The organism is Rhodanobacter terrae (genome assembly GCF_042657005.1).
Taxonomy (GTDB): domain Bacteria; phylum Pseudomonadota; class Gammaproteobacteria; order Xanthomonadales; family Rhodanobacteraceae; genus Rhodanobacter; species Rhodanobacter terrae.
This window is the reverse complement of record NZ_JBHSNG010000017.1, coordinates 13,146-39,358: the sequence shown is the minus strand read 5'-3', so window position 1 is coordinate 39,358 and position 26,213 is coordinate 13,146. Positions and strand designations below refer to the sequence as shown.

At 66.8% G+C, this 26,213-nt stretch carries 15 protein-coding genes; 8 read left to right on the top strand and 7 right to left on the bottom strand.

The features are described from left to right. Positions 1-8: 8 nt before the first annotated feature. The gene (gene hrpA / locus ACFPPB_RS14560) at positions 9-4,154 is read right to left on the bottom strand and encodes an ATP-dependent RNA helicase HrpA (RefSeq protein ID WP_465269356.1); all 4,146 of its coding nucleotides are present in this window, start codon (positions 4,152-4,154) and stop codon (positions 9-11) included. A gap of 132 nt (positions 4,155-4,286) precedes the next feature. Here hrpA and ACFPPB_RS14555 point away from each other — a divergent pair, with 132 nt between their 5' ends. From ACFPPB_RS14555 to ACFPPB_RS14540, 4 genes are all read left to right on the top strand, one after another. Next, positions 4,287-4,754, top strand: a complete 468-nt coding sequence (locus ACFPPB_RS14555; RefSeq protein ID WP_377328324.1) for a Dps family protein — start codon at positions 4,287-4,289, stop codon at positions 4,752-4,754. Positions 4,755-4,988: 234 nt separating this feature from the next. Next, positions 4,989-7,592: a glycosyltransferase gene (locus ACFPPB_RS14550; RefSeq protein WP_377328322.1), complete on the top strand. Its 2,604-nt coding sequence runs from the start codon at positions 4,989-4,991 to the stop codon at positions 7,590-7,592. Positions 7,593-7,737: 145 nt separating this feature from the next. Beyond that, entirely contained in the window at positions 7,738-9,513 is a 1,776-nt protein-coding gene (locus tag ACFPPB_RS14545) for an autotransporter assembly complex protein TamA (protein WP_377328320.1), read from the top strand. Position 9,514: 1 nt separating this feature from the next. Then, positions 9,515-13,321: a translocation/assembly module TamB domain-containing protein gene (locus ACFPPB_RS14540; protein WP_377328318.1), complete on the top strand. Its 3,807-nt coding sequence runs from the start codon at positions 9,515-9,517 to the stop codon at positions 13,319-13,321. A gap of 6 nt (positions 13,322-13,327) precedes the next feature. On the opposite strand, the gene ACFPPB_RS14535 is transcribed toward ACFPPB_RS14540, so the two are convergent. The 3 genes from ACFPPB_RS14535 to ACFPPB_RS14525 all read right to left on the bottom strand — a co-directional run bounded on the left by ACFPPB_RS14535 (position 13,328) and on the right by ACFPPB_RS14525 (position 15,888). After that, the gene (locus ACFPPB_RS14535) at positions 13,328-14,026 is read right to left on the bottom strand and encodes an SDR family oxidoreductase (RefSeq protein ID WP_377328316.1); all 699 of its coding nucleotides are present in this window, start codon (positions 14,024-14,026) and stop codon (positions 13,328-13,330) included. Between the two features lie 40 nt (positions 14,027-14,066). Next, the gene (locus ACFPPB_RS14530) at positions 14,067-15,212 is read right to left on the bottom strand and encodes an HlyD family secretion protein (RefSeq protein WP_377328314.1); all 1,146 of its coding nucleotides are present in this window, start codon (positions 15,210-15,212) and stop codon (positions 14,067-14,069) included. A gap of 88 nt (positions 15,213-15,300) precedes the next feature. Further along, on the bottom strand, positions 15,301-15,888 hold the full coding sequence (locus ACFPPB_RS14525) for a TetR/AcrR family transcriptional regulator (protein WP_140653151.1): 588 nt from the start codon (positions 15,886-15,888) through the stop codon (positions 15,301-15,303). A 64-nt stretch (positions 15,889-15,952) separates the two neighbouring features. On the opposite strand from ACFPPB_RS14525, the gene ACFPPB_RS14520 reads away from it, so the two are divergent. From ACFPPB_RS14520 to ACFPPB_RS14505, 4 genes are all read left to right on the top strand, one after another. Further along, positions 15,953-17,551: a DHA2 family efflux MFS transporter permease subunit gene (locus ACFPPB_RS14520; protein ID WP_377328312.1), complete on the top strand. Its 1,599-nt coding sequence runs from the start codon at positions 15,953-15,955 to the stop codon at positions 17,549-17,551. 115 nt (positions 17,552-17,666) lie between these two features. Further along, the gene (locus ACFPPB_RS14515; protein ID WP_377328310.1) at positions 17,667-19,736 is read left to right on the top strand and encodes a M13 family metallopeptidase; all 2,070 of its coding nucleotides are present in this window, start codon (positions 17,667-17,669) and stop codon (positions 19,734-19,736) included. Positions 19,737-19,898: 162 nt separating this feature from the next. After that, a complete protein-coding gene (locus tag ACFPPB_RS14510) occupies positions 19,899-20,120 on the top strand; it encodes an AbrB/MazE/SpoVT family DNA-binding domain-containing protein (protein WP_377328308.1) in 222 nt (73 codons plus the stop codon). A 10-nt stretch (positions 20,121-20,130) separates the two neighbouring features. Continuing rightward, entirely contained in the window at positions 20,131-20,577 is a 447-nt protein-coding gene (locus ACFPPB_RS14505; RefSeq protein WP_377328306.1) for a type II toxin-antitoxin system death-on-curing family toxin, read from the top strand. A gap of 73 nt (positions 20,578-20,650) precedes the next feature. Here the strand turns inward: ACFPPB_RS14505 and murD are convergent, their stop codons facing one another. The 3 genes from murD to ACFPPB_RS14490 all read right to left on the bottom strand — a co-directional run bounded on the left by murD (position 20,651) and on the right by ACFPPB_RS14490 (position 26,143). Next, positions 20,651-22,042 carry a UDP-N-acetylmuramoyl-L-alanine--D-glutamate ligase gene (gene murD / locus ACFPPB_RS14500; protein ID WP_377328304.1) on the bottom strand — a complete coding sequence of 464 codons (1,392 nt, stop codon included), beginning with the start codon at positions 22,040-22,042 and terminating at the stop codon, positions 20,651-20,653. Positions 22,043-22,081: 39 nt separating this feature from the next. Beyond that, positions 22,082-23,413: a UDP-N-acetyl-alpha-D-muramoyl-L-alanyl-L-glutamate epimerase gene (gene murL / locus ACFPPB_RS14495; RefSeq protein ID WP_377328428.1), complete on the bottom strand. Its 1,332-nt coding sequence runs from the start codon at positions 23,411-23,413 to the stop codon at positions 22,082-22,084. Between the two features lie 114 nt (positions 23,414-23,527). Then, on the bottom strand, positions 23,528-26,143 hold the full coding sequence (locus ACFPPB_RS14490) for a bifunctional aspartate kinase/diaminopimelate decarboxylase (RefSeq protein ID WP_377328302.1): 2,616 nt from the start codon (positions 26,141-26,143) through the stop codon (positions 23,528-23,530). Between the last annotated feature and the right edge of the window lie 70 nt (positions 26,144-26,213).

Below are 26,213 nucleotides of genomic sequence, written 5' to 3'. Positions count from 1 at the left end.
CGCGCGGCTCAGGAAAGCACCGCCAGCGCCTTCGCAAGCCGCTTGGCCGATACCGGCTCGGCGGTTTTCAGCTCCTGCGCGAACAGCGACACGCGCCACTCCTCGATCAGCCAGCGCAGCTCGGCGAGGTCTGCCGCAGCTGCGCCCGCGGCGCGGTGCTGCAGGTAGGCGCGCCAGTACGGCATCACCTGCAGCATCCGTTGCTGATCCTTCGCCGGGTCCTGGCGCAGCCGCTCGCCGCGCAGGCGCATCGCCTTGAGGTAGCGCGGGTAATGCGCCAGCCGTGCCGGCGGAAGTTCACGCAGGAAGCCGGGCGTCATCAGCGCGTCGAACTGCTCGCGCAGGTCGTCGTAGCTGGCGCGGGCGAAGCCGAGCAGCGGCGGCTGCAGCCAGGGCTTGAGTTCGGCCTGCGCCTCGATGATCGGCTCGGCCAGCTTCAGCCGTTCGATGCCGGCGCCGAACAGCTCGCGCGAAAACTGCGTACGCAGCTTCTCGAACGCACCGGCGGTACGCACGTCCAGCTCGTGCCGTTCGAGCAGGTCGCCGAAACCCCCTTCGAGCAGATCCTCGCGCAGGCCATCGACTCCTCCTAGTGAAGCGTACTTCAACGCCAGCGCATTGCCGATCGGCAGGCGCCGGCGCGCCTGCTTCGCATCGCTGAGCAGCGCATTGCGCAGCAATCGCACCACGCCCTGCCGGTGTGCCGCGCGCGCCTCGTCGCTGCGTTCGAACACTCGCAACGCCACCGTCTCGCCCAGGTCGACCAGCGCCGGGAACGCGGTGAGTCCGCCGCTGGAACGCACCTGCGCGGGAATCTCCTCGAAGTCCCAGCTCGCCACGTCTTCGCGGGTCAGCTCGATGTCGGTCTTGCGCGAAAACGCCTCGCGTGCCTGGCCTTCCCACTGTCCGCGCAGCGCGGCGAGGTCGCGGCTGCTGGCCAGCGTCTTGCCCGGCTTCGATGAAGTATCCCCGTCATGCAAGCGGTAGCGCATCAGGAAATGCGGCGGCAGTTCGACGGCGGAAAATTCAGCGGCGGCAACATCGACGCCGGTGGCGCGTTTCAGGAACGCCGCCAACGCCTTCTCCAGCGGCTCGTCGCGGGGCGCTTCGGCCTCGACGAAGGCGCGGGCGAAATCCGGCGCCGGCACGAAGTTGCGGCGCAGTGCCTTGGGCAGGCCGCGGATCAGCTCGGCCACCTTCTCGCTCAGCAGGCCTGGCACCAGCCATTCGCAGCGAGCGGGCGGGAGCGCATTCAACATCGCCAGCGGCAGATGCAAGGTCACGCCGTCGGCGGCGTCGCCTGGTACGAAACGATATTCCAGCCGGTAGTGTTGTGGCGGGATCTCCAACGACGCTGGAAACGCCTTGGCATCCAGTCCTGTGCCGCCCGCCATCACGTCGTCCAGCGACCAGCGCAGCGCAGCCTGTTCGGCAGGGCGCGCCCTGCTATACCACGCATCCAGGGCGCGACTGCTGGCGATCTCTTCCGGCAACTTGCCCTCGAAGAATGCGACCAGATCGTCCTCATGACGAACCAGTCCTTCGCGGCGCTGCTTGGCCTCGATGCCGAGCGCCTCTTCCAGCACGTGCTGGTTCGCTCGCACGAAATCGGCCTTGCTCTCGATGTCGCCACGGGTCAGCGCCTCGCGCAGGAAGATGGCGTGTGCCAGTGCCGGATCCTGCTGCTGGAAAGTGACTGGCCGTTTCTCCACCAGCACCAGCCCGAACAAGCTGACCTGCTCGTACGCAACCACGCAGCCGCGCTTCTTCGACCAGTGCGCATCGCGGCAGCTCATGCGCAGCAGGTGCGCCGCCTGCTGCTCGATCCACAGCGGCTCCACCCGGGCGTTCATCATGCCCCACACGCGTCCACCCACGTCGAGGATCTGCGCGGAGAAGATCCAGTTCGGCGGCACCTTCGCCAGCGCCGAGCCGGGGAAAACCTGGAACTTGCGTTCGCGCGTGCTCTGGTACACGCCCTTCTCGTCCTTGCGACCCACTTGGGTGGGCAGACCGGCGAGCAAAGAGCGGTGCACGGATTCGTAAAGACGACTTGCATCCGTCTCGTTGATCGCTGCAACCACAGGGTCCCGCACGCCATCACGCTTGAGCCCTCTCCTCCGCTCGCGGGGAATGGGGTTGGGTGAAGGGGACTCCCGTTTCGACATAGAGCGCCCCTTCGCCCCAACCTTCTCCCCCATCGCTTGCGATGATGGAGAGGGCGCAGGTGCATCCAGCTTCCAGCCAAGCTCCGCCACCACCAGCAGCAACTGCCGATGCAGCTCGCGCCACTCGCGCATGCGCATGAAGCTGAGGAAGTGCCGCGAACACCAGTCGCGCAATTTCGACTGGGTCAGCTCCTCGTGGGAGTCATGGTAGGCACGCCACAGGTTCAGCACGCCGACGAAATCTGATTTCGGGTCGGCGAACGCGGCATGCGCCGCGTCAGCCTGCTGGCGCGCGTCCGACGGGCGCTCGCGCGGATCCTGGATGCTGAGGAACGACACGATGGTGAGTAATTCGCGCAGCGAGTGTAGCTTTTCGCCCTCGACCAGCATGCGGGCCAGCTGCACGTCGATCGGCAGTCGCGCCAGCGTGCGGCCGATCGCGCTGAGCTTGCGCCCATCGTCGATCGCCGAAATCTCGGCCAGGCGGCGGTAACCATCCGCCACCACGCGCGGGTCCGGCGCCTCCAGAAACGGGAACGCTTCCACGTCGCCCAGCTGCAGCGCCAACATGCGCAGGATCACGTTGGCCAGCGATGAGCGCAGCAGCTCCGGATCGGTGAACGCGGCACGACCGGCAAAGTCGGCCTCGTCGTAAAGGCGATAGCAGATGCCCGGCCCGACTCTTCCGCAACGGCCTTTGCGCTGATCGGCCGCGGCCTGCGAGATCGGCTCCACATGCAGCCGCTCGAGCTGGCTGCGCTGGCTGTAGCGCTTCACCCGTGCGCTGCCGGTGTCGATCACATAGCGGATGCGCGGCACCGTGAGCGAAGTCTCGGCGACGTTGGTGGCCAGCACCACGCGGCGCTTGATGCCGGGTTTGAACACGCGGTCCTGGTCGCCGGCCGAGAGCCGCGCGTACAGCGGCATGATCTCGGTCTCGCGGTATTGCCGGCGCGACAGCAGCTGGTGCGCATCGCGAATCTCGCGCTCGCCGGGCAGGAAGATCAGCACGTCGCCGCGCGGGTCGTCGTGGCTGATTTCATCGAGCACGGCGGCGATGTGTTCGGCGCTGCCCTGCTGAAACGCGTCGCGCGGCCCCCGTAGGAGCGCACCCTGTGCGCGATGGCTCTTTGCTTCCACCGGTGCAAGAGCATCGCGCACAGGGTGCGCTCCTACAGATGCAGAGGCATCCACCGGCCGCCAGCGCAGCTCGACCGGATACGCGCGCCCTTCCACCTCCACCACCGGCGCGCCGTCGAAATGCTCGGCGAAGCGTGCGGTGTCGATCGTGGCCGAGGTCACGATGATCTTCAGCTCGGGCCGCTTCGACGCCAGCTGCTTCAGGTAGCCCAGCAGGAAGTCGATGTTGAGGCTGCGCTCGTGCGCCTCGTCGATGATGATGGTGTCGTACGCGCTCAGCCACGGATCGCCCTGCGTCTCGGCGAGCAGGATGCCGTCGGTCATGAATTTGATCAGGCTGCGCTCGGACACCTGATCGTTGAAGCGGACCTGGAAGCCCACGATGTCGCCGACCGGCGTGCCCAGCTCCTCGGCCACGCGACGGGCGACCGAGCGCGCGGCCAGCCGGCGCGGCTGGGTGCAGCCGATCATGCCCGCTTCGCCGCGACCGGCGGCCAGGCACAGCTTGGGCAGCTGGGTAGTCTTGCCCGAGCCGGTCTCGCCGGCGATCACCACCACCTGATGCTCGCGGATCAGCTTGACGATGTCCTCTCCGCGCGCACTGATCGGCAGCGATTCGTCCAGGCTGATCGCCGGCTTCGCCGCGACGCGGGCGCGGCGCTTCGCCGCCGAGCGCTCGATATCCGCGCGCAATGCCGCCAGCTTGTTCTCGTCGGGCCGGCGCGACAGCGCACGCCAACGGCCCAGCAGGCGGCCGAAGTCGCGGCTGGAAACGGTATCCAGCTGCCGGCGCAGATGGCGCAGGCCCGGGTCGGCAGCGGAGTCGGGAGTGCGGATGTCTTTCATCGGACCGCACATGATAGCCGCTGGCGACTTGATAGCCTCCGGCTATCGACAACATCGGAAGGATTCATTTCCACGCCGGCGGTCGGGCCGTTACTGTCCATCCATCACATCCCACCCCGGAAGGAGCAGCACATGGCCATTTCCATCGGTATCGCCAGAAAAGACCGTGAGGCGGTCGCCAGGCATCTGTCCAAGCTGCTGGCCGACACCTATTCGCTGTACCTGAAGACGCACAGCTTCCACTGGAACGTCACCGGCCCGCAGTTCAACAGCCTGCATGCCATGTTCGAGACCCAATACAACGAACTGTGGCTGGCCGCCGACGAAGTGGCCGAGCGCATCCGCACGCTGGATGTGTTCGCTCCCGGCTCCTACAGCCAGTTCGGCAAGCTCACCTCGATCAAGGAGGAAGCCGGCGTGCCGGAGTGGAAGGAGATGGTGAACCAGCTGGTCGAAGGCCACGAGATCGCCGCTCATACCGCCCGCGCCACCATCAAGGCCGCCGATGCCGCCGGCGACGAAGGCACCGCCGACATGGTCACCGGCCGGTTGAAGGAACACGAGAAGACCGCATGGATGCTGCGCTCGCTGCTGAGGTAGGCGCGTCCGGAGCCCCGCGAAATCAGATGGCAGGATCGCCATGCGCCGCCGCTTTTCGTGCTTCGTGACCATGCGGTGGCCGGAGCAGGTGGACGGTTGCGGGAAGTCGAATCTCCCACCGGGGCTGACCTTGCGCTGACCGCGGCGGACGATCCTTGTTGAGCCTACTGCCATGCATTGGTTAAGCTCCTCGGGCTTCATCGCCTGTTGCGCAGGCTTCCTCCGGGGATTTTTTTGAGCGCCACCGCAACAAACCACAACAGTCGGTATCCGCTGCTCACCGCGATCCTGCTCGCCCTGATCGTGGCCGCGATGAACATCGGGCTGTGGTGGTGGGGCAACTTGCCGCACGGTCCGGAAGACTGGCACGGCAAGATCGGCGGCTTCGCGTTCTCCGCGTTCCAGCGCTACCAGGACCCGATCAAGCAGGACTATCCCACCGACGAGGAGATCGACCACGATCTCAAGCTGGTCGCGAAATACTCCGACCGCATCCGCACCTATTCGATGCAGGTCAATCCGCAGACCTACCGGCTGGCCGAGAAGGATGGCCTGGAAGTGCTGGCCGGCGCCGAGATCGGCCGCCGGATGGAGAACAACGAAAAGGAGATCGACACGCTGATCGCGATGGCGCGTCATTTTCCCGGCTCGATCAAGCGGGTGATCGTGGGCAACGAGGTACTGTTCCGCGGCGAACTCACGCCCGCGCAGATGATGACCTACCTCGATCGCGTGCGTGCCGCCGTGCACCAGCCGGTGTCGATCGCCGAGCCCGACTACATCTGGCTCAAGTATCCGGAGCTGGCCGATCATGTCGACTTCATCACCATCCACATCTTTCCGTTCTGGAACGGCGTGCCGGTAGCCAACGGCGCGGCGCTCGCCGCGGCACTGGGTTCATACCAGATGTTGCAGCAACGCTTTCCCTACAAGCACATCGTGGTCGGCGAGATCGGCTGGCCGTCCAACGGCGACCGCCACGAGCATGCCGATCCGTCGGTATCGAACGAGGCGATCTTCATCCGCGAGTGGCTGCTCGCGGCGAAGCAGCGCAACATCGACTACTACCTGATGGAAGCGTTCGACCAGCCGTGGAAGGAGCAGCTGTCGGGCCGCACCGAGGCGTACTGGGGCATCTTCAACGCCGATCGCCAGCCGAAATTCCCGTTCACCGGTCCGGTGACGGAAGACACCGGCTGGCCCTGGAAGGCCATCGCGGCCAGCCTGCTGGCGCTGCTGCCGATGATCTTCTTCGCCCGCCGCTTCAGCCGCTTCAAGCTGATGGGACGACTGTTCTTCTGCATGCTGATCCAGCTCGCCTGCGGCCTGATCACCTGGTCGGCCACGCTGCCGTTCAATTTCTACCTGAGCTGGATCGACTGGACCATGCTGGTGCTGTTGTTCCCGGCCCAGATCGCGATCCTGGCGATCCTGCTGATCAACGGTTTCGAATTCACCGAGGTGCTGTGGCGGCGCGAGTGGATGCGCCACGCCGGCATGCTGACGCCCGATCCGCCGGAGAAGCAGCCGTTCGTGTCGATCCACCTGGCCTGCTACAACGAGCCGCCGGAGATGGTGATCATCACGCTCGATTCGCTGGCGGCGCTCGACTACGCCAATTTCGAAGTGCTGGTGATCGACAACAACACCAAGGATCCGGCGGTGTGGAAGCCGGTGCAGGCATATTGCGAACAGCTAGGCAAGCGCTTCCGCTTTTTCCATCTGGAACCGTGGCCCGGCTACAAGGCCGGCGCCCTGAACTTCGGCCTGAAGGAAACCGACCCGCAAGCCGACGTGGTGGCGGTAATCGATGCCGACTACGAGGTACGCGCCGACTGGCTGGCGGCCCTCACCGGCTACTTCCACGACCCCAAGGTGGCCGTGGTGCAGTGCCCGCAGGCGCACCGCGAGTTCGAGCACAACGCATTCCGGCGGATGACCGCGTGGGAGTACGACGGCTTCTTCCGCATCGGCATGCACCATCGCAACGAGCGCAACGCGATCATCCAGCACGGCACCATGACGATGGTGCGGCGTACCGCGCTGGAAGGCACCGGCGGCTGGTCGGAATGGACGATCTGCGAGGATGCGGAGCTGGGCCTGCGCCTGATGCACTCCGGCTACGAGCTGGTCTACGTCGATGAACTGATGGGCAAGGGCCTGACCCCGGCCGACTTCAAGGCCTACAAGAGCCAGCGCTACCGCTGGGCGTTCGGCGCGATGCAGATCCTCAAGGGGCGCTGGAGCTGGATGACCCAGAAGGGTCCGCTCAGCGCGGGCCAGCGCTTCCACTTCCTCACCGGCTGGTTCAGCTGGTTCGCCGATGCGCTGCACCTGATCTTCACCTTGATGGCGCTGTTCTGGACCGCCGGCATGGTGGCCTATCCGCAGTACTTCAGCCTGCCGATGCAGCTGTTCCTGATCCCGGTGATCGGCTTCTTCTTCGCCAAGGCGATCTTCGGCATCGTGCTGTACCGCGCCCGCGTGCCGTGCAGCTGGTACGACACGCTGATGGCGTCGCTGGCCAGCATGGGGTTGTCGCATGCGATCGCCCGCGGCATCCTGCACGGCCTGACCCGCGAGAAGACCTCGTTCGTGGTCACCGCCAAGAGCCGGCGCCTGGGCGGCAGCAACTTCGCCGCGTTCGCGCCGGTGCGCGAAGAGCTGCTGATGGCCGTGGCATTGATGCTGTGCATCGTCGGCATGGCGTTGAGCTACGGCACGCACTACATCGAGGGCACCTTGTGGATGTTCATCCTCGCTGCGCAGTCGATTCCCTATGTATCGGCAGTGATCGGCGCGTGGATCGCGCACAAGGCGGGCGACAAGGCCGGTTGATGTCGCCTCGGCGACATCAGCAGATCAAGGATGACGCTCTGGCTCATGTAACGAGGTAACCGGCGGCATTCATACCCAGCCAACATCGACTTGGGTAAGCTGCCCTCACCCCGTGAAGACCCCCGCAAGGACGGAACCCCCACGCATGCGCCGAATCCCCCGACGCCTGAGCTTGCTGTTGCTGCCGGTGGTGCTGTTGTCGACACAGGCCCGGGCCGGCGTGCAGCTGACGGTGGATGGTGTGGCGGATCCGTTGAAAGGCGCGGTGATCGCCGGCGTCGAACTTTCGCAATACGCGATCCGCGATGTCAGCGATGCGCAGATGCGCCGCCTCTACGAGCGCGCACCCGGGCAGGCGAAGTCCTCGCTGGAACCGTACGGCTACTACGATGCCATCGTCACCGGCGACCTGCAGCAGGTCGGCAAGGACTGGCGCGTCACGCTGCACGTAAGACCCGGCGAGCCGGTGAAGGTCACCGCGGTCGACGTGCAGTTGGACAAGACGGCTGACGGGATCGCGCCGATTCGGCGCGCGCAGCGCGCGCTCGGGCAACTGAGGGGCAAGACGCTGGACCACGGCGCCTACGATGCCGCCCGCGACGCGCTGAGCGCACAACTCACCGCCAATGGTTTTCTCGACGCCCGCCTGCTCACCCATCGGGTCGAGGTGACGCGCGCCAACCACAGCGCCTCGATCAAGCTGGCGTGGCAGGCAGGCCCGCGCTATCGCTACGGCCGGGTGCATTTCGAAGGCTCGCAGTTCGACGACGGCTTCCTCGACCGCTACGTGCCGTTCAAGTCCGGCGACTACTTCTCGCAGGATCAGCTGCTGGAACTGCAGCAGGCACTGAACGGCGCGGACTATTTCGCCGTGGTGAATGTGCTGCCGGACGCGGACGAGGCGAAGAACGGCGTGGTCGACGTCACCGTGCAGCTGGCGCCGGCCAAGCGCACGATCTATACCGGCGGTCCGTTCATCGGTACCGATACCGGCTTCGGCCTGCGCGGCGGGATGGAGCGGCGCTGGGTCAACCGGCGCGGGCACAAGTGGAAGAACGAGCTGGTCGTGGCGCAGCGGCTGAAGACGCTGTCCACGCTGTACTCGATCCCGATGCCCGGCGACAACCAGCGCAGCTTCAACTTCGGCGCCAAATTCCGTGACGCGAATACCACCACCTCGCAATCGCGCACACTCGAGCTGGTCGGCAACGAGACTCGCCTGTGGCATGGCTGGACGCGCACGCTCGGCGTGCACGCGCTGTCCGGCACGTTCACCGTCGGCAAGCACGACAATGAGCCGGATAGCACGCCAGGCATCGAGCATGGCCGCAGCACGCTGGTGTTCGGCGAGGCGTCGCTGTCGCGCAAGCAGGTCGACAACCCGACGTTCGCGCGCCGCGGCTGGTCGATCAACCTGACCGCCAGCAGCACCGCCGGCACGCTGCTGTCCGACGCCAGCTTCAGCCAGCTCGCCGCCGACGCGAAATGGATACGCGCGTTCGGCGCACAGAAGCGCAACCGGCTGATCCTGCGCGGCAGCGCCGGCTACACCTGGACCAACGATTTCACCGCACTGCCGCCCCAGTTGCGCTTCTTCGCCGGCGGCGATCGCTCGGTGCGCGGCTACGGCTACCAGTCGATCGGTCCGCGCAACAGCGAAGACCGCGTGATCGGCGGCAAGAGCCTGCTGGTGGCCAGCACCGAGGTCGAGCATTACTTCACGCGCAACTGGGGCATGGCCGCGTTCGTCGATGCCGGCAATGCGTTCAGCGGCATCGACTATCGTCCGAAGATCGGTGCCGGCCTGGGCGTTCGCTGGCTGTCGCCGGTCGGCATGATCCGCGTCGACCTGGGCACGCCAATCCACGACTCGCGCAACCATGGCATCGAGCTGCACCTGGTGATCGGGCCGGACTTCTGAGATGAGCAAGACGACCAAGACCAGCACCACCGCTCCCCACCGCCGCCGCTGGCTGCGCTGGCTGGGCGGCGGACTGCTGCTGGTCGTGCTGCTGCTCGCCGTCACCGCCGGCTGGCTGCTCGGCACCGGAGCCGGCCTGCGCTTCGCGTTGGCGCGGGTGCAGGCCGCCAGCGCGGGCGCACTGCGCGTGCAACATGCGCAGGGACGGCTAATCGGTCCACTGGATCTGGTCGGCGTGCGCTACGACGACGGCAAGGGCACCGTGGCGAACGTGGCCAAGGCCCATCTGGACCTGCGCGCCTGGGCGCTGCTGGCCAGACGCGTGCATGTACTCGTGCTGGATGTCGATGGCGTCGAGGTGGCGTTGCCCAAGCCGACACCGGATCAGACGCCAAGCTCCGGCAGCTTCTCGCTGCAGCCGCCGGTCGAGCTGATCCTCGATCGCGCCCGCATCGGCACGGTGAAGGTGACCCGGGACAGCCAGCTCTTGTTTGCCTCCAACCAGCTCGACCTGGCCGGCAGCTGGACCCGCCGCGGCATCGAACTGGGCCGGCTCGACCTGCAGGCACCGGAAGGCCACGTCGATCTCGCCGGCACGTTGGCGATCGGCAACGGTTACCAGGGCGACGGCAAGGCCGACTTCGCGTGGAAGCTCGGCGACACCGACTACGCCGGCAACCTCGTCGCGCACAGCGACAGCAGGCAGGCACGTTTCGAGCTCGAGCTCGGCACGCCGACCGTCGTGCAGCTGCAGCTGGATCTGAGCCAGGGCGGCGACTACGCCTGGACCGGCAAGCTCGACGTGCCGCGTTTCGACCCGAAGCCGCTGCTGGGCGCCAGCTCGCTGAAGGCGCTGGCGGTTGCGGTGCAAGGTCATGGCGACCGCTACGGCGGCGCGCTCGATGGCAGGCTCGATCTCAACGACTACCAGCTGTTGCTGCAGCCGCTGCGCGCGCAGTTCAGCCGCGACTTCAACACACTGACCTTGCAGCAGCTCGGTCTCGGCTCGCCGCAGATCAAGGGCAGCGTCGCCGCCAGCGGCGTGGTGCAGCTCGATGCGAAGCCGCTCAGTGCCCAGCTCGACATTCGCTGGAACGATCTGCTGCTGCCGCAGGAGCTGGTCGGCCAGGTGCTGGCCAGCCACGGCGAACTCGAGGCCGGCGGCACGGCCGACAAGTACCACGCCGAAGGCGATGTCGAGATCGGGCCGCCCGGCAAGCTGGCGAAGCTGGCACTGAACCTCGACGGCACCACGCAGCTGATCGCGATGCACACGCTGGCATTGAAGCAACCGCAAGGCGGCGTGCAGGCCAACGGCACGCTGACCTTGCAACCGGTATTTGCGTGGCAGGCCGAGGCCAGCGCCCGCCGTTTCGATCCCGGTCAGCTGTTTGCCGGCTGGAACGGCGCGCTGGACTTCGACATCGCCAGCACCGGCAAGCTGCCGAAGCATGGCCCCGACGCCACGCTGGAAATCCGCAAACTGGCCGGCAAGCTGCGCGACCGTGCGGTCAGCGGCAACGGCAAGCTGCACCTGTCATCGAACCAGGTGATCGACGGCCAGCTCAACCTCGCCTCGGGCGGCAGCAGCGTGAAACTGGATGCCCGTCCGGGCGCCGAGAACGACGCGGACCTGCAACTGGCGATTGCCTCGCTGGGCGACTGGCTGCCGGATGCCAGCGGCCGTCTGGACGGCCATTTCACCATCCGCGGCAAACAGCCGAAGCTCAGCATCAATGGCCAGTTGCAGGGCCGCTCGCTGGCCTGGCGGCAACAGAAGGCGGACTCTATGCACTTGATCGTCGGCCTGCCCGACATCAGCCGCCTGGCCGGCAAGCTGGATCTGCAGACCAGCAACGTGTACCTGCAAGGGCTGACGTTTCAGCACATCGACCTGCTCGCCGAAGGCAGCCAGGGCGACCATCGGCTGAGTGTGGACGCACGCGGCACCCAGCTCTCCGGCAAGCTGGCCTTGCACGGTGCCATGAAAGGTCCGGCATGGAACGGCACGCTCGCCACCCTCGACCTGGAGCCGCAGGGCATGCCCGGCTGGCGCCTGCGGCGGCCAGCGCAACTGAGCTACGACGACGGCGCGATGAGCCTGGCCGAAACATGCCTGAGCGCCGGCGATCCGCAGCTGTGCGTGGCGGCGAAACAGGACAAGCCCGGCAATCTCGACGCCAGCTACCGGCTGCATGCGCTGCCGCTGGCGCTGCTGATGAACGCGGCAGGCGACGCCGACCTGCCGATGCGCGCCGACGGCATCCTGGAAGGCAGCGGGAAAATCCGCCGCAGTGCCGCCGGCGCGCTCAGCGGCGACGTCTCGATCAGCTCGGCACGCGGCAGCATCACCTACACCAGTCAGGCGGATGCGCCGCTGTTGCGCTACGACCAGCTGCGCCTGAACGCCGAACTCGCACCCGCCAGCCAGCGCATCGACGTGCACAGCGGTCTCGACGACGGCGGCCGTCTGGACGGCCAGGTCACGATCGCCGGCGCACAGCAGGCGCTGGGCGGACAACTGGATCTGCGCCTGAACAATCTCGCCGTCATCGAGCTGTTCAGCAGCGAAGTGGCCACCGTCAAAGGCAGCGCCGAGGGCAACTTCCGTTTCGCCGGCACGCTCAAACAACCGGCGATCACCGGCCAGGCCAACGTGCGCGGATTCGCGGCCGAAGTACCCTCGGCCGGACTCAAGCTGACCCAGGGCCACTTGAGCGTCAGCACTACCGACGCCCGCCAGTTCCTGCTCGACGGCAGCGTGCAGTCAGGCAAGGGTACGCTGGCGATCCATGGCAGCGCCGGCCTCGGCGCCGACGGTACCGGCCAGGGCAGCCAGACCGCCATCACGCTCAAGGGCAGCCAGTTCACCGCCGCCGACATTCCGGCCGCGAAAGTGGTGGTCACGCCCGACCTGATCGTGAAACAGGACGCCAAGGGCATCGACATCGGCGGCAGCCTCAGCGTCGACAGCGCCGATGTGAATACCGAGAAGCTGCCCGGCGCCGGCGCCACCAAGGCGTCGCCTGACGTGGTCGTGGTCGACCAGGAGAAACAAGAACAGGCCGCCAGCAAGCTGCCGATCAGCGCACTGGTCAAAGTGGATCTCGGGCAGAAGACGCATATCGTCGGCATGGGCCTGGACGGCCGCGTGACCGGCCTGCTGACGGTCAGCGAACGTCCCGGCCGCGCCACCACCGGACAAGGCCAGCTCGCAGTCGACGGCACTTATCGCGCCTACGGTCAGAACCTGCAGATCCAGCGCGGCCAACTGCTGTTCGCCAGCACGCCGATCGACAATCCGGGACTCAACATCCGCGCCGTGCGCAAGCTCAACCCGAACGCCACCATCGACGAAGGCCAGCAGGTCGGCCTGCTGGTATCCGGCACGGCGCAGCGGCCGATCCTCACGGTGTTCTCCAACCCGGTGATGGAACAGTCCGATGCGCTGTCCTATCTGATCACCGGCAAGCCGCTGTCCGAGGTGAAGGGCGGCGAAGGCAGCATGGTCAGTGCGGCGGCGCAGGCGCTGGGTTCCGCCGGCGGCGATCTGCTGGCCAAGCGCATCGGCTCCAGGCTCGGCGTCGATGACATCGGCGTGTCCAGCAACGAAGCGCTCGGCGGCAGCTCGGCATTCACCGTCGGCAAGTACCTGTCGCCGCGACTCTATCTCAGCTACGGCGTCGGCCTGTTCGAGCCGGGCGAAGTCATCACCCTGCGCTACCGCTTCAGCAAGCGCTGGAACTTCGAGGCCCAACAGGCCACCGATTTCAGCCGCGCCAGCTTCAACTACCGCTACGAAAAGTGACCTGGCTCAACCCAGGTACAGCGAGGGTGTCGCGCTGAATCCTGCCTTGACGTGCCTGGCGGTATCGTCGGCCAGCACCTCGGAGTCGCCCGCCTCGATACCGGCAAGCACGGCCTGCGCAATATCCTCCGGCCGCGATTTCGGGCTGTCGACGTCCTTCACCATGTCGGTATCGATATAGCCGGCGTGCACGCCGACCACCTGCGTGCCCTGCCCGCGCAGCTCGTTGCGCAGGCCGTTGGTGAGTGCCCAGGCCGCCGCCTTCGAAACCGAGTACGCCCCGGTGCCCGGCAGGCTCGCCCAGCTCAGCGCGGACAACATGTTGACCAGCGCGCCGCCGCCGTTGGCGCGCAGCACCGGCGCGAAGGCGCGGCTCATCGCCAGCACGCCGTAGAGGTTGGTGTCGAGCACGTTGTGCAATGCCTCCACACCGTTCTCGCCGAGCAGCGGCTCGTCGCCGATGATGCCGGCGTTGTTGATCAGCAGATCGACGTCGCCGCACTGCGCGGCAGCGGCGGCGATGTCACCGGCGTTGTTCACGTCGAGCCGGACCGGCACCAGGCCTTCGAGCACGGGCACGCTGGATGGATCGCGTGCACCGGCGTAGACCTTGCGCGCACCGGCGGCAAGCAGCGCCTTGGCGTAGGCGAGCCCGAGCCCGCGATTGGCACCGGTGACGAAGGCAATGCTGTTGTTGATTTTCATGGATCGATACCTTGGCAAGGAGAGAGGGAATGCCGCGTGCTCAGCGCGAGGCTTGTGCGGCAGGGGATGCATTCAGTTGCACGGTGACCGTACTGGAAAGTCCGGGACGCAGCCGTGTCAGCGCAGCTTGCCCGGCCTCGAAACGGATGCGCACCGGCACGCGCTGCACGATCTTGGTGAAGTTGCCGGTACCCGGCTCGAACGGCAGCAGCGAGAACTGCGAACCGGAACCGGGCGCAAAACTTTCCACGTGGCCTTTCAATGTCCGGCCGGGCAAGGCGTCCACCTCGACGCTGGCGGTCTGGCCGACCACCATGCGCGCGGTCTGGGTTTCCTTGAAGTTGGCGATCACGTACAGCGCGTCCAGCGGCACCACGGTGAGCAGGCGCGTGCCGGGCTGCACGTAGTCGCCGGGTTCGACCTGGCGGTCACCGACCACCCCGTCGATCGGCGCACGTACCAGCGTGTTGGTCTGGTCCTGCCGCGCCAGATCGAGCGCGGCTTTCGCGCTCGCCACTGCCGCTTCGGCCTGCGCCAGGGTGGCCTGCAGGGTCAGCCGCTTGGCATGCGTCAACGTCGCCTGATCACGGCTCACCGCGAACTCCGCCCGGCTGTGGTCCGCGTTTGCCTGGGCGGTGACGGCGGCGGCGTGGAACTGCTCCACGTCGCGTCGCGCCACCGCGCCACTGACGACCAGGGCGTCGTAACGCCGGCTGTCGGCCTCGGCCAGCGCCTGCTGGGCGTCGGACGAGCGGATCGACGTCTGCGCCGCGCGCACGTTGGAACCGGCAAGCTGCTCTTCCGCATCCAGCGCCACCAGGGCGGCGTCTGCCGCCGCAACGCCGGATAGCGCGTTCCGCAGTTCGGCGCGCGCCGACGCCACCTTCGCGTTGAACTCCTCGGCATCGATGCGCACCAGCGGATCGCCCCGATGCACGTGCTGGTCGTGCCGTACCAGCACATCGGCCACCAGCCCGCGCACCTTCGGGGCCACGACCGAACTGTCGGCCTGCAGGTAGGCGTTGTCGGTGGATACGCTGCGCTTGGGAACGGCGATCCAGAGCGCGCCGACGATCGCGATGACCAGCGCCACGACGGCGGCGAGCAACGGTTTGCGCGACCACGGCGTGCGTGGCGTTGCCGGCTGTTCGACGACTGCCGTGCGTGGTGCGGCGTCGGCGCTCATCGTTTCATCACTCGAAAGGTGGAGGTGACCGAGGCATGCAGCCGGCTGATTGCATCGACGGGACGGACAGGGATTTCGCCGGGCATGTTCATGACGGCAGCCCGAAGCGCTGCTTCAACTGCGCGCGCGAGGCGGCAAGGATCGCATCCGAGCGCTTCGCATCCGTCTCGATCCGCGCCAGCGAGAGGGCGCCGATCAGCTCGGCCATCATCGAGCGCGCCTCGGCCTCGGCCGCCGCATGTCCCAACCCGGCCAGCTTCTCGCCGAGTCGGATGGTGGACTGCCGCACGCCAGTGACGAACTGCTCGCGCGCCGGGTCCGCCAGCCGCGGCACGTCCGAAGCCAGCGCCGCCATCGGGCATCCGAAGCTGCGCGCGTCACGGTGTTTCTTCGAGAGATAGAAGTCGATATAGGCCGCCAGGCCCTCGGCCGGACTCCGTCCTGCGGTGTCGTGCTCCAGCCGCGCGCGCGCGTCCTCGAACATCTGGCCGATCGCGGCGGCGACCAGTTCGTCCTTGGACTTGAAATGGGCGTAGAAGCCGCCGTGGGTCAATCCCGCCTCGGCCATCACGCCGGCCACGCCGACACGATCCGGGCCGTCGGCGCGGATCGCCTTCGCCGCGGCCTGCAGCACGGTGGCGCGGGTCTTCTGCTTGTGTTCGGTGTCGTAGCGCATGACCGCCTCGCTTTTTATATGATCAACATCATATTATGATTTCCCGACAATGCAAGAGCTGCCCGTGAATACCTCCGCGACCCTTTCCCTATCGACACCCATCGCGCCCGCCGAGCTGCCGCTGGCGCGCAAGTTCCTCATCTTCGGGGTGATGGCGTTCGGCATGTTCATGGCGCTGATCGACATCCAGATCGTGGCCGCCTCGCTCAACGACGTGCAGGCGGGCCTGTCGGCCGGGCCGGATGAAATCAGCTGGGTGCAGACCGGCTACCTGATGGCCGAACTGGTGATGATTCCGTTCGCCGCCTTTCTCGCGCAGGCGCTGTCCACGCGCTGGCTGTTCGCGCTGTCGGCCGGCAGCTTCACGCTGGCCAGCGCGCTGTGCGGGATGGCCTGGGACATCCAGTCGATGACCGTGTTCCGGGTCATCCAGGGCTTCGTCGGCGGCGCCATGGTGCCCACCGTGTTCGCCACCGGCTTCGCCCTGTTCACCGGCAAGCAGCGCGCGCTGATCCCGGCGATCCTCGGCATGGTCTCGGTGCTGGCGCCGACGCTCGGGCCGACGGTGGGCGGCTGGCTCACCGAGGCGGTCGGCTGGCGCTCGATCTTCTACGTCAACATCGTGCCGGGCATCCTGGTGACTGTGTTGTCGGCGCTGCTGGTCAAGGTGGACCGGCCCAATCTGGCGATGCTGAAGAAGATCGACTACGTGCACCTGGCCGCCATGGCGGTGTTTCTCGGCGGGCTCGAATACGTGCTGGAGGAAGGCCCGCGCCACGAATGGCTGGGCGACCCGACCATCGCCACCGCAGCGTGGCTGTCGCTGGTCGGCTTCGTGCTGTTCCTGGAGCGCTCGTTCCGCTCGTCCGATCCGATCGTGCGGCTGTCGCCGTTCCGCCAGCGCAACTTCGTGTTCGCCTGCCTGTTCAGCCTGGCGATCGGCTTCGGACTGTACGCGGCGACTTATCTGGTCCCGGTGTTCCTGGGCCGCGTGCGCGGCTACAACAGCCTGCAGATCGGCACCACGGTGTTCGTCACCGGCGTCGCACAGATCGCCAGCACGGTACTCGCGGCGCGGCTGTCGCAACGGATCGATGCGCGCTGGACGATCAGCGCCGGGCTGTTGCTGTTCGCCGCCAGCCTGTGGCTGTTCTCGGCGATGACGCCCGACTGGGGCTTCGCCGCGCTGTTCTGGCCGCAGGTTCTGCGCGGCTTCGCGATTATGCTGTGCATCGTGCCGAGCGTGAACATGGCACTGAACGGTTTCGCGATGGCCGATCTGCGCTACGCCTCGGGCCTGTTCAATCTGATGCGCAACCTCGGCGGCGCGATCGGCATCGCGGTGGTCAACACCTGGCTGCAGGACCAGACCCGCATCCACACGGCCCGCTTCGGCGAAAGCCTGGGCGAAAGCGGCCGCAACGCACCCGAGGTGATTGCACAACTGGCCGGCCGGATCGGTCAGGTCACCACCGATTCCGCGCACGCCGTGCTGATGGCACAGGGCGAACTCGGCAGGCTGGTGTCCCGCTCGGCCACGACGCTGGCGTTCGACGATGCGTTCCGGCTGATGGCGTGGATGTTCGTGGCGGCGCTGCTGCTGGTGCCGCTATGCCGAACGCCGGCCGAAGCCAGTCCTGCGGCGGCCGAAAGCGCGCATTGACCCGGTTTGCCGTCGGTCCGGCGCGGGCAACCTCCGATCGCTAGCCCATCAGTCATGCCCACAACGGCAAGGTGGCGGACTATCGTGGGCATTCCATCCTACCGGACATCAAACCATGCAACGCATCCGTTGGATTCTGACCGCCGCCGTCCTGTGCGGACCGAGCGCCTGGGCGGCCATGCCCGCGCCGGCCCCGCACGCTGCCGACCGTCCTGCCGGCGTGGATCTGGCCGGCATGGACCGCAGCGTGAAACCGGGCGACGACTTCGACGGCTACGCCAACGGCAACTGGCGCAAGACCGCGGTGATTCCGCCCGACCGTGCCAGCACCGGTATCTTCCTGCAGGTATTCAACAAGGCCGAGCAGCGCAACGCCGACCTGATCAAGGCGGCGGCCGCGGCCCACGCGCACGCCGGCTCCGACGAAAGCAAGATCGCCGACTACTACGCCGCCTTCATGGATCGGGCCGGCATCGCCAAACATGGCCTGAGCCCGCTCAAGCCCGAGCTGGCGAAGATCGACGCGATCAAGACGCCGGCCGATCTCGCCAGCGTGCTGGGCAGCCAGCTGCGCGCCGACGTCGATCCGATCAATGCGACCAACTTCAGCACCGAGCACCTGTTCGGCCTGTTCGTCACGCAGGGGCTGGAGGATTCCGCGCACAACGTGGCTTACCTGCTGCAGGGCGGCCTGGGCATGCCCAACCGCGACTACTACCTCGCCCCCGACAAGGACATGGCGGCCATCCGCGCCAAGTACCAGGCTTACATCGCCGCCCAGCTGAAGAACGCCGGCATCGTCGACGCGGACGCCAAGGCGAAGGCCGTGTTCGAACTGGAAATGAAGATCGCCAAGGCGCAGGAGAGCCTGGTCGACAGCGAAGACGTGCACAAGGCCAACAACCCCTGGAACACGGCGGACTTCGCCAGCAAGGCGCCAGGCCTGGACTGGGCTGCGTACCTGCACGCCGCGGGCCTCGACACGCAGAAGCAGATCACCGTGTGGCAACCGAGTGCGATCCGCGGGATTTCCGCGCTGGTCGCCAGCGAGCCGCTGGATACCTGGAAAGCCTTCCTCATCTTCCACACCATCAATCACAGCGCCGGCCTGCTGCCGCCGGCATTCGCCGACGCGAGTTTCGAGTTCTACGGCCACACGCTGCAGGGCACGCCGAAACAGCGCGCCCGCTGGAAGCGCGCGATCGGCGCGCTCAACGGCGACCTCGGCGATGCGGTGGGCCGGATCTACGTGAAGAAATACTTCCCGGCCTCGTCCAAGGCGCAGGTGAAGCAGATGGTCGACAACATCCTCGCCGCGTTCACCGACCGCGTCGATCAACTCGACTGGATGACGCCGGCCACCAAGCAGAAGGCCAAGGCGAAGATCGCCACAGTGCGCGTCGGCGTCGGCTATCCGGAAACCTGGCGCGACTACTCCGACCTGACGATCCGCCGCGACGATCCGGTCGGCAATCACCTGCGCGCCGAACAGCACGAATACCGGCACCAGCTGGCCAAGCTCGGGCAGCCGGTCGACAAGGGCGAATGGTGGATGACGCCGCAGACCGTCAACGCGGTGAACCTGCCCTTGCAGAACGCGCTGAACTTCCCCGCCGCGATCCTCGAAGCGCCATTCTTCGATCCGAAAGCCGATGCCGCCTCGAACTACGGCTCGATCGGCGCGGTGATCGGCCATGAGATCAGCCACAGCTTCGACAACACCGGTGCCGAGTTCGACGCGCAAGGCCGCCTGGCGAACTGGTGGACGCCGGAAGACCAGGCCCACTTCAAGGCCACCGGCCAGAAGCTGGTCGAACAGTACAACGCGTATGAGCCGCTGCCCGGCCTGCACATCAACGGCCAGCAGACGCTGGGCGAGAACATCGCCGACGTGTCCGGCCTCACCATCGCCTGGATCGCGTATCACAAGTCGCTGGGCGGCAAGCCCGCACCGGTGATCGACGGCATCACCGGCGACCAGCGCTTCTTCCTCGCGTTCGCCCAGTCCTGGCGCACCAAGACCCGGCCCGCCGCGCTGCGTGCCCAGGTGATCGGCGACGGCCACGCGCCCGGCAACTTCCGCGCGCAGACCGTGCGCAACCTCGACGCGTGGTACGACGCGTTCGCGCCCAAGCCCGGCCAGAAGCTGTACCTGGCGCCGAAGGACCGGGTGAAGATCTGGTAGAAATTTCAAGCCTCGCAAAAAAGCAAAAGGGCCGCATGCAAGTGCGGCCCTTTTGCTTCACCTGCTGGCTACCGAAGCGGCTATCGCCCTCCCGTGCCGAGGCGTTGCGTCCAGGCCTCTGTCGACGTATAACATACGTTATAACTTGCCCCGGAGGCCGCCATGAAGCTCAAGATCACCACCATCGGCAACTCTGCCGGCGTCATCCTGCCGCGCGAACTGCTGGCCCGTCTGCGTCTGGAAAAAGGCGATGAGCTGTTCGCGCTGGAAACCCCTGATGGCATCCGGCTCACCACTTACGACCCGACCCTGGCCAAGCAGATGGAAGTGGCCGAGGAAATCATGCGCAAGGACCGCAACGTCCTGCACAAGCTGGCGCAATAGGCGGACGACCATGATCATCTGGATCGAACGGCCGCTGGCCATCGCCATCCACGAACGTCAGCTGGCCGAACATGGCGGCGGCAGCGGCGCGCGCGACGGGAACCTGCTGGATTCCGCGCTCGCCCGACCGCAGCAGCTGCATACCTATGGCGACCCGCCGCCGGATCTCGCCGACCTCGCCGCCAGCCTCGCCTTTGGCCTGGCGCGCAATCATCCCTTCGTCGACGGCAACAAGCGCACGGCGCATGTCTGCTATCGCGTGTTCCTTGCACTCAACGGCGTCGATCTCGTCGCCATTGACGAGGACAAGTACGTCACCATGATCGCCCTCGCCGAAGGCAGCCTGTCCGAAGCTGAATTTGCCGCCTGGCTGAGTCAGCACATCAGCCACGATGCAAAAAAACGCGTGAACGAACCGCGGGAACGCTACGCGCTGAAGCAGCCTGATCCAGGTTAGGCTGATTAACTCCGTCCCTCGATCATTCTGAGGTTTTCGGCATCCTCAGCCTTGGGCGTCACGCGACAACGACTCAGGTTTTGCCGACGTCACCGTCGATGCCCAACCCCTCAATGCCGGTGATGCTGGCCGAGTCGAAGCCCGCCAGTGCCGCAAAACGGCGGCCGCGCTCCGCATAATCCTTGAACTGGTCGAAGCTGGGCGCACCCGGCGAGAGCAGGATCACTCCACCGTCCGGTGTGCACACCTTCGCCTCGGCCACGGCGCCAGCCAGATCCGCGACATGCATGATCGGGCAGGCCACTCCGGCGGCGCGCAAGGCAGTTTCGATGCGACCGCCGTTGCTGCCCATGCAGACGATCGCGTGGGCGGGTGAGCTGCGCATCGCCTCGACGAACGGCGTCCAGTCCAGTCCGCGATCGTGGCCGCCGACCAGCACGGTCACCGCGTGGCCGTGCAGGCTTTCCAGCGCCGCCAGCGTGGCCAGCGGCGTGGTGCTGATCGAATCGTTGACCCAGTGCCAGCCATCGCGCTCGCCCAGCGGCTGCAGGCGATGCGGCAACGGACGGAAATGCGCCAGCGCCGGGGCCGCGGCCATCGCGTCCATTCCCACGGCAGCCAACGCCGCCAGCGCGGCGCAGGCGTTCAGCGCGTTATGCAGGCCCGGCGCCGCGAGCTGCTCGACCGGAAAGACTTCCTGTGTGCCGCGACGGATGAAACCGTCGGCGACGTGCCAGCCTGCCGGCTGACCGAACAGCAGGCGATGCGGATGCTTCTGCGTGCGTTCCAGCAGCGCCGGCTGCAGCCCGTTGACCAGCAGCTGTCGCGAGACGTCGGCCAGACGCAGCTTGTCGACGACGTAGCGCTCGCGTGAGCCGTGCCAGTCGAGATGCTCCTCGTACAGGCTGGTGATCACGCCAAGCTCCAGCGGACCCGCCTCGCCGGTCTGGAAGCTGGACAGCTCGATCACCCACAATTCGGCGGGTTGCGAGACAGCCTGGCGATCGGGCAGCTCCAGCAGCGGCAGGCCGATATTGCCGGCCAGCGCCGTGCGCACACCCAGCGCCCGCGTCAGGTGCGCGATCAGCGCACTGGTGGTGCTCTTGCCCTTGGTGCCGGTCACGGCGATCACATGCGCGTCGGGATTTTCGCCGAACCACAGCGCGGTGCCGGAAGTGAACTGCGTGCCTTGCGCCAGCGCCGCCAGCAAGGCCGGCTTGTACGCCGAGATGCCGGGCGACTTCACCACCACATCGAACCGGCTCAGCGTGGCGGCATCCGGCTCGCCGGCAACCACCTCGAGCGCCGGATCGAACGCGCGGGCGGCGTCGACTTCGGCTGCAGCGCAGAACAACGTGAACCGCTGATCCGGGCAACGCTGACGCACCGCATGGATGGCCGCGCGCCCCTCGCGCCCGAAGCCCCATATCGCGACCCGACGGCCGACCAGCTCAGCAATACGCATGACGCCCAACAACGAGGAGAATGGGGGCGAAGTCTTTCATCAGCCGATCGCCGCCAGTGCGGGCTGCAGTCGCACCGGCACGCGATGCCCGTCTCCCGCTATCAGCCACGGCTCCAGCGCCAGCTGCGATGCGTCCAGCTGCGGCAGGATCTCGCTGTGAAAGCGTGCGACCAGCGTGTCTTCCTGCCATTCGGGACGCTGGCTCAACGCATGCATCGCGGCGCGCGCCTCGGCGCCCTCGCCCACGCACTCGAACGGTTTGTGGTCCTGGTATTCCAGCAGCGCATCGAAACCGGCGGTCTGATTTTCATCGTCCAGCAGGTTGCGCCCGAAGATCGACAGCAGCCGCGGCTTGGGCAGGAACGGCGCCAGCGCGAGAAACACGAAATGGCATTTCGGGCATTGCCCGCACCAGCGGTCGGCCGGCTTCGGGCCGAGCAGCTTGAAATTGCGGTTACAGCTGGAGAACACCTCGAAGTACGGCGTCAGCTTCGCGAACGCACGCGTGATCGCCAGCTCCGAATACGGCCGCAGCAGCGAGCAATAGTCGAGGTCGCTCGCCACATGCGTGTGCAGCCAGTCGCCCAGCAGCTGCTCGAACGCGTAGCTCTTGCTCCACTGGTGGTTCACCTGCTGGCCGTCGTACTCCAGCGTGGCGGCCGAGGCGGAACGCTCGTTGGCGAACGCGATCGAGTCGTAGCCATACAGGATCGCGGCGACGGCGAGGATCGCCGAGTTCACCGCGGTCACCGGCACATGCCCGTTCCACGCGCCCAGCCGATTCAGCTCGAACAGCCCCGGCGCCAGCTCGCGCTGGATGTTCAGCATGGGCAGGCCGGTGCGTTCCGCGCAGGCGGCGATCAGCGCGGAATTGCCGACCCACACTGCGGTCGCCTCACCACCGATCGACTTGATCGCCTCCACCGCGACCAGCGAATCCTTGCCGCCGCCGATCGGCACCAGCGTGCGTTTCGGCAGGTTCAATGAATGCACCGTCGGCGCTGCAGCACCGCGGGGGAATTCAATGCGTCCACGCAGATCCAGCCCGTTGCGATAGGCGAACTCGGCCAGGCCGTGCAGGTACAGCTGATCGAGCAGCTCGGCCGTAGCGTCGTCGAGCGGCCCCGTCGCCACCTCGATCTTCGGCGGCACGCCGGCCTTGTAGTAGCTGACGCCCGCGATCAGATGCAGCAGTTTCAGCGCCGCCTCGAACGCCGCGGCATGCGCGGCCGGAACCGCCGGCGCATTCGGGAAACGAATCCGCTCGACCAGTTCCTCGCCGTCATCGAACGCGTACGCCAGCTCGGCCACGCCGTCGGCGTAGCTGCAGCGCACGAAACGAAACAGCTTGGTCAGCCGCGGTTGAATCATGTTGCTCACGTCTTTCTCCATCGCCCGCTTCACCAGGAAAACGAGCAGATTGATTCTAGCTTCGAGCAGCACAGCTGCCGAGAGCCATCTCCCCAGCGGGGAGATGGGGAAAAGCTACTCGATCACCACCTCGTCGGCTTCGTCGCGCAGGTTGTAGTGCGAGGACATCACCTTGCCGTACGCGCCCGCCTGCGCGATCAGCATCACGTCGCCCTCCTGCGCCTCGGGCAGGCGGCGGTCGGTGCCCAGCACGTCGCCACTCTCGCAGATCGGGCCGACGACCTGGTACAGCGCGGTGGCCGGTTCGTCGAGCCGGCTGAGGTTCACGATCTCGTGCCAGGCGTCGTAGAGCGCGGGACGGATCAGGCTGTTCATGCCGGTGTCGATGCCGAGGTAGCGGAAACCGCTCTTGTCTTTCTGCTGGGTCACCCGCGCCAGCAGCACGCCGGCATCGGCGACCAGGTAACGGCCCGGCTCCATCCACAACTGATACTGCGGATAAGCGGCCTTGACCTCGCGCAGCACGCGATCGAGTTCGGCGATGTCCAGCGGCGCCTCGCCCGGATGGGACGGCACGCCCAGGCCGCCGCCGATATTGAGGAACGCCACGCTGCCGATGCGCTCGGCCAGGCTGGCCAGCTGCACATACACCTCGCCCCAGTGCGCGGCGTCCAGCACGCCCGAACCCAGGTGCGCATGCAGGCCGCGCACGATCACGCCGTGGGTGCCGGCCAGTTGCAGAAACGCGGCGAGCTGCTCCAGCGGCAGGCCGAACTTGCTGCCGCTGCCGCCGGTGCGCACCTTCTCGTGGTGGCCCAGGCCGCGGCCCAGATCGACCCGCAGCATGATCTCGCGATCGCGGAACAGTTCGCCCCAGCGTTCCAGCGGATGCAGCGCGTCCAGCGTGACCGTGGCACGGGTGCCAAGTGCCAGAACGTAATCCGCGCGCGGCGCGAAGTTCGGCGTGAACAGCAGCGGCACCGACTCCGCCACGATCGCACCGACCGCTTCCAGCTCGCCCGGCGAGACGCATTCGAACGCAAAGCCTTCCGCCGCCAGCGCACGCAGGATCGCCGGGTGCGTATTCGCCTTCACCGCGTAGTGCAGCCGATCGACCGCGGCCAGCGACTTCAGCGCGCGCGCCTGCTGGCGCACCGTGGGCAGGTGGTAGACGTAGCGCGGCGTGGTCCCGGCCGCCAGCTCCAGCAGCCGCTGCCGTTGCGTGTCGCGCCACCACGCGGCGGCGGCCGCACCCGGTGCTTCGCCGCTGCCGTACAAGGTCTGCCAGCTGGGGCCGAACAGTGCGCTGTCGTCGGTGCGCAGGGCGCCGGCGGCGATCAACAGCTCATGCAGATGCGGCAGCAGCGTATCGACCACTTCCTCGTCCACCACGAAGGTGAGATTGAGGTTGTTCGACGACTGCGAAATCATGTGCACGCGCAGCTGGCCGAACTCGGCCAGCACGCCGGACAAGGTGTGCAGCAGCGAGCGCATGCCGCGACCGACCAGGGTGATCGCCGCGCACGGCGCGATCACCTTGACCCGGCATACCTTGGCCAGGTCGGTGGCCAGTGCGGCGATCGCATCGGAGTCGAGCAGGTTCTCGGTGGGATCGAGCGATACGGTGACGTTGGTCTCGGCCGAGCCGATCAGGTCCACCGACAGTCCGTGCTGCTTGAAGTGCGCGAACACGTCGGCAAGAAAACCGACCTGCTGCCACATGCCGACCGACTCCATCGACACCAGGGTGATGCCCTTGCGCGCGCTGATCGCCTTGACGCTGGGCGCGTGCGCACGAACCTCCGGGCCGATCACGGTGCCTTCGAGTTCCGGCCGGTTGGTGTCCTTGATCAGCAGCGGCACGCGCGGTTCGCGCAACGGCGACAGGCAGCGCGGATGCAGCACCTTGGCGCCGGTGGAGGCGATTTCCTGGGCCTCCTCGTAATCCAGCCGCTGCAGCAGCCGCGCGCCCGGTACCTGGCGCGGGTTGGCGGTGAACATGCCGGCCACGTCGGTCCAGATTTCCACCCGCTGCGCCTTCAGCAGCGCACCGAAGTACGCCGCCGACGTATCCGAGCCGCCGCGGCCCAGCAACACCGTGCGGCCCTTGGCGTCGCGAGCGATGAAGCCCTGGGTGATGAACACCTCGCCCAGCGCGGCAAGCCGCGCGTTCAACGCGGGATCGGCTTTGGTCTCGACCATCGACGACAGCAGCCGGGTGCGTTCGTTCTGGTTCGGCAAGGCGATGGCGGCCAGACAGTCGCGCGCGTCCAGCCATCGCGTGGGCAGGCCGCTGTGGCTGAGGAACGCGGCACCGAGCGCGCTGGACATCAGCTCGCCGTGCGCCTGCACCTGCGCCTGCCAGGCCAGCTCGCCCAGCGTGGCGGCGCCTTCGTGCGCCAGCTTCGCCAGATCGGCTAGCCGCTCGCCCAACGTGTCCGGCATGGCCAACTGCATGTGGTCGAGCAGATCGTAGTGGCGCTGCGCGATCGCCTTGGCCGCCTCGCTGCGTTTGCCCGACTCGCCCTGCGCGCACAATTGCTTGAGCGCGTCGGTGACGCCGGTCAGTGCGGAAACGACGACCAGTACGCGCGCGCCCTCGGCGCGGCGGCTGGCGACCAGTTCCAGAATGTTCTGCCAGCGCGACAACGTGGCGACACTGGTGCCGCCGAACTTCATTACGATCCAGGGGGCGTCGGCAGGAAGCGACGCGGGGCTTTGCGGGTTCACGGCGACCTTCAGTGGCGATGGTTGGGGAAAGACAATTCCCCCAGTGTTGCGCCGCAGCAGGTGGAATGCA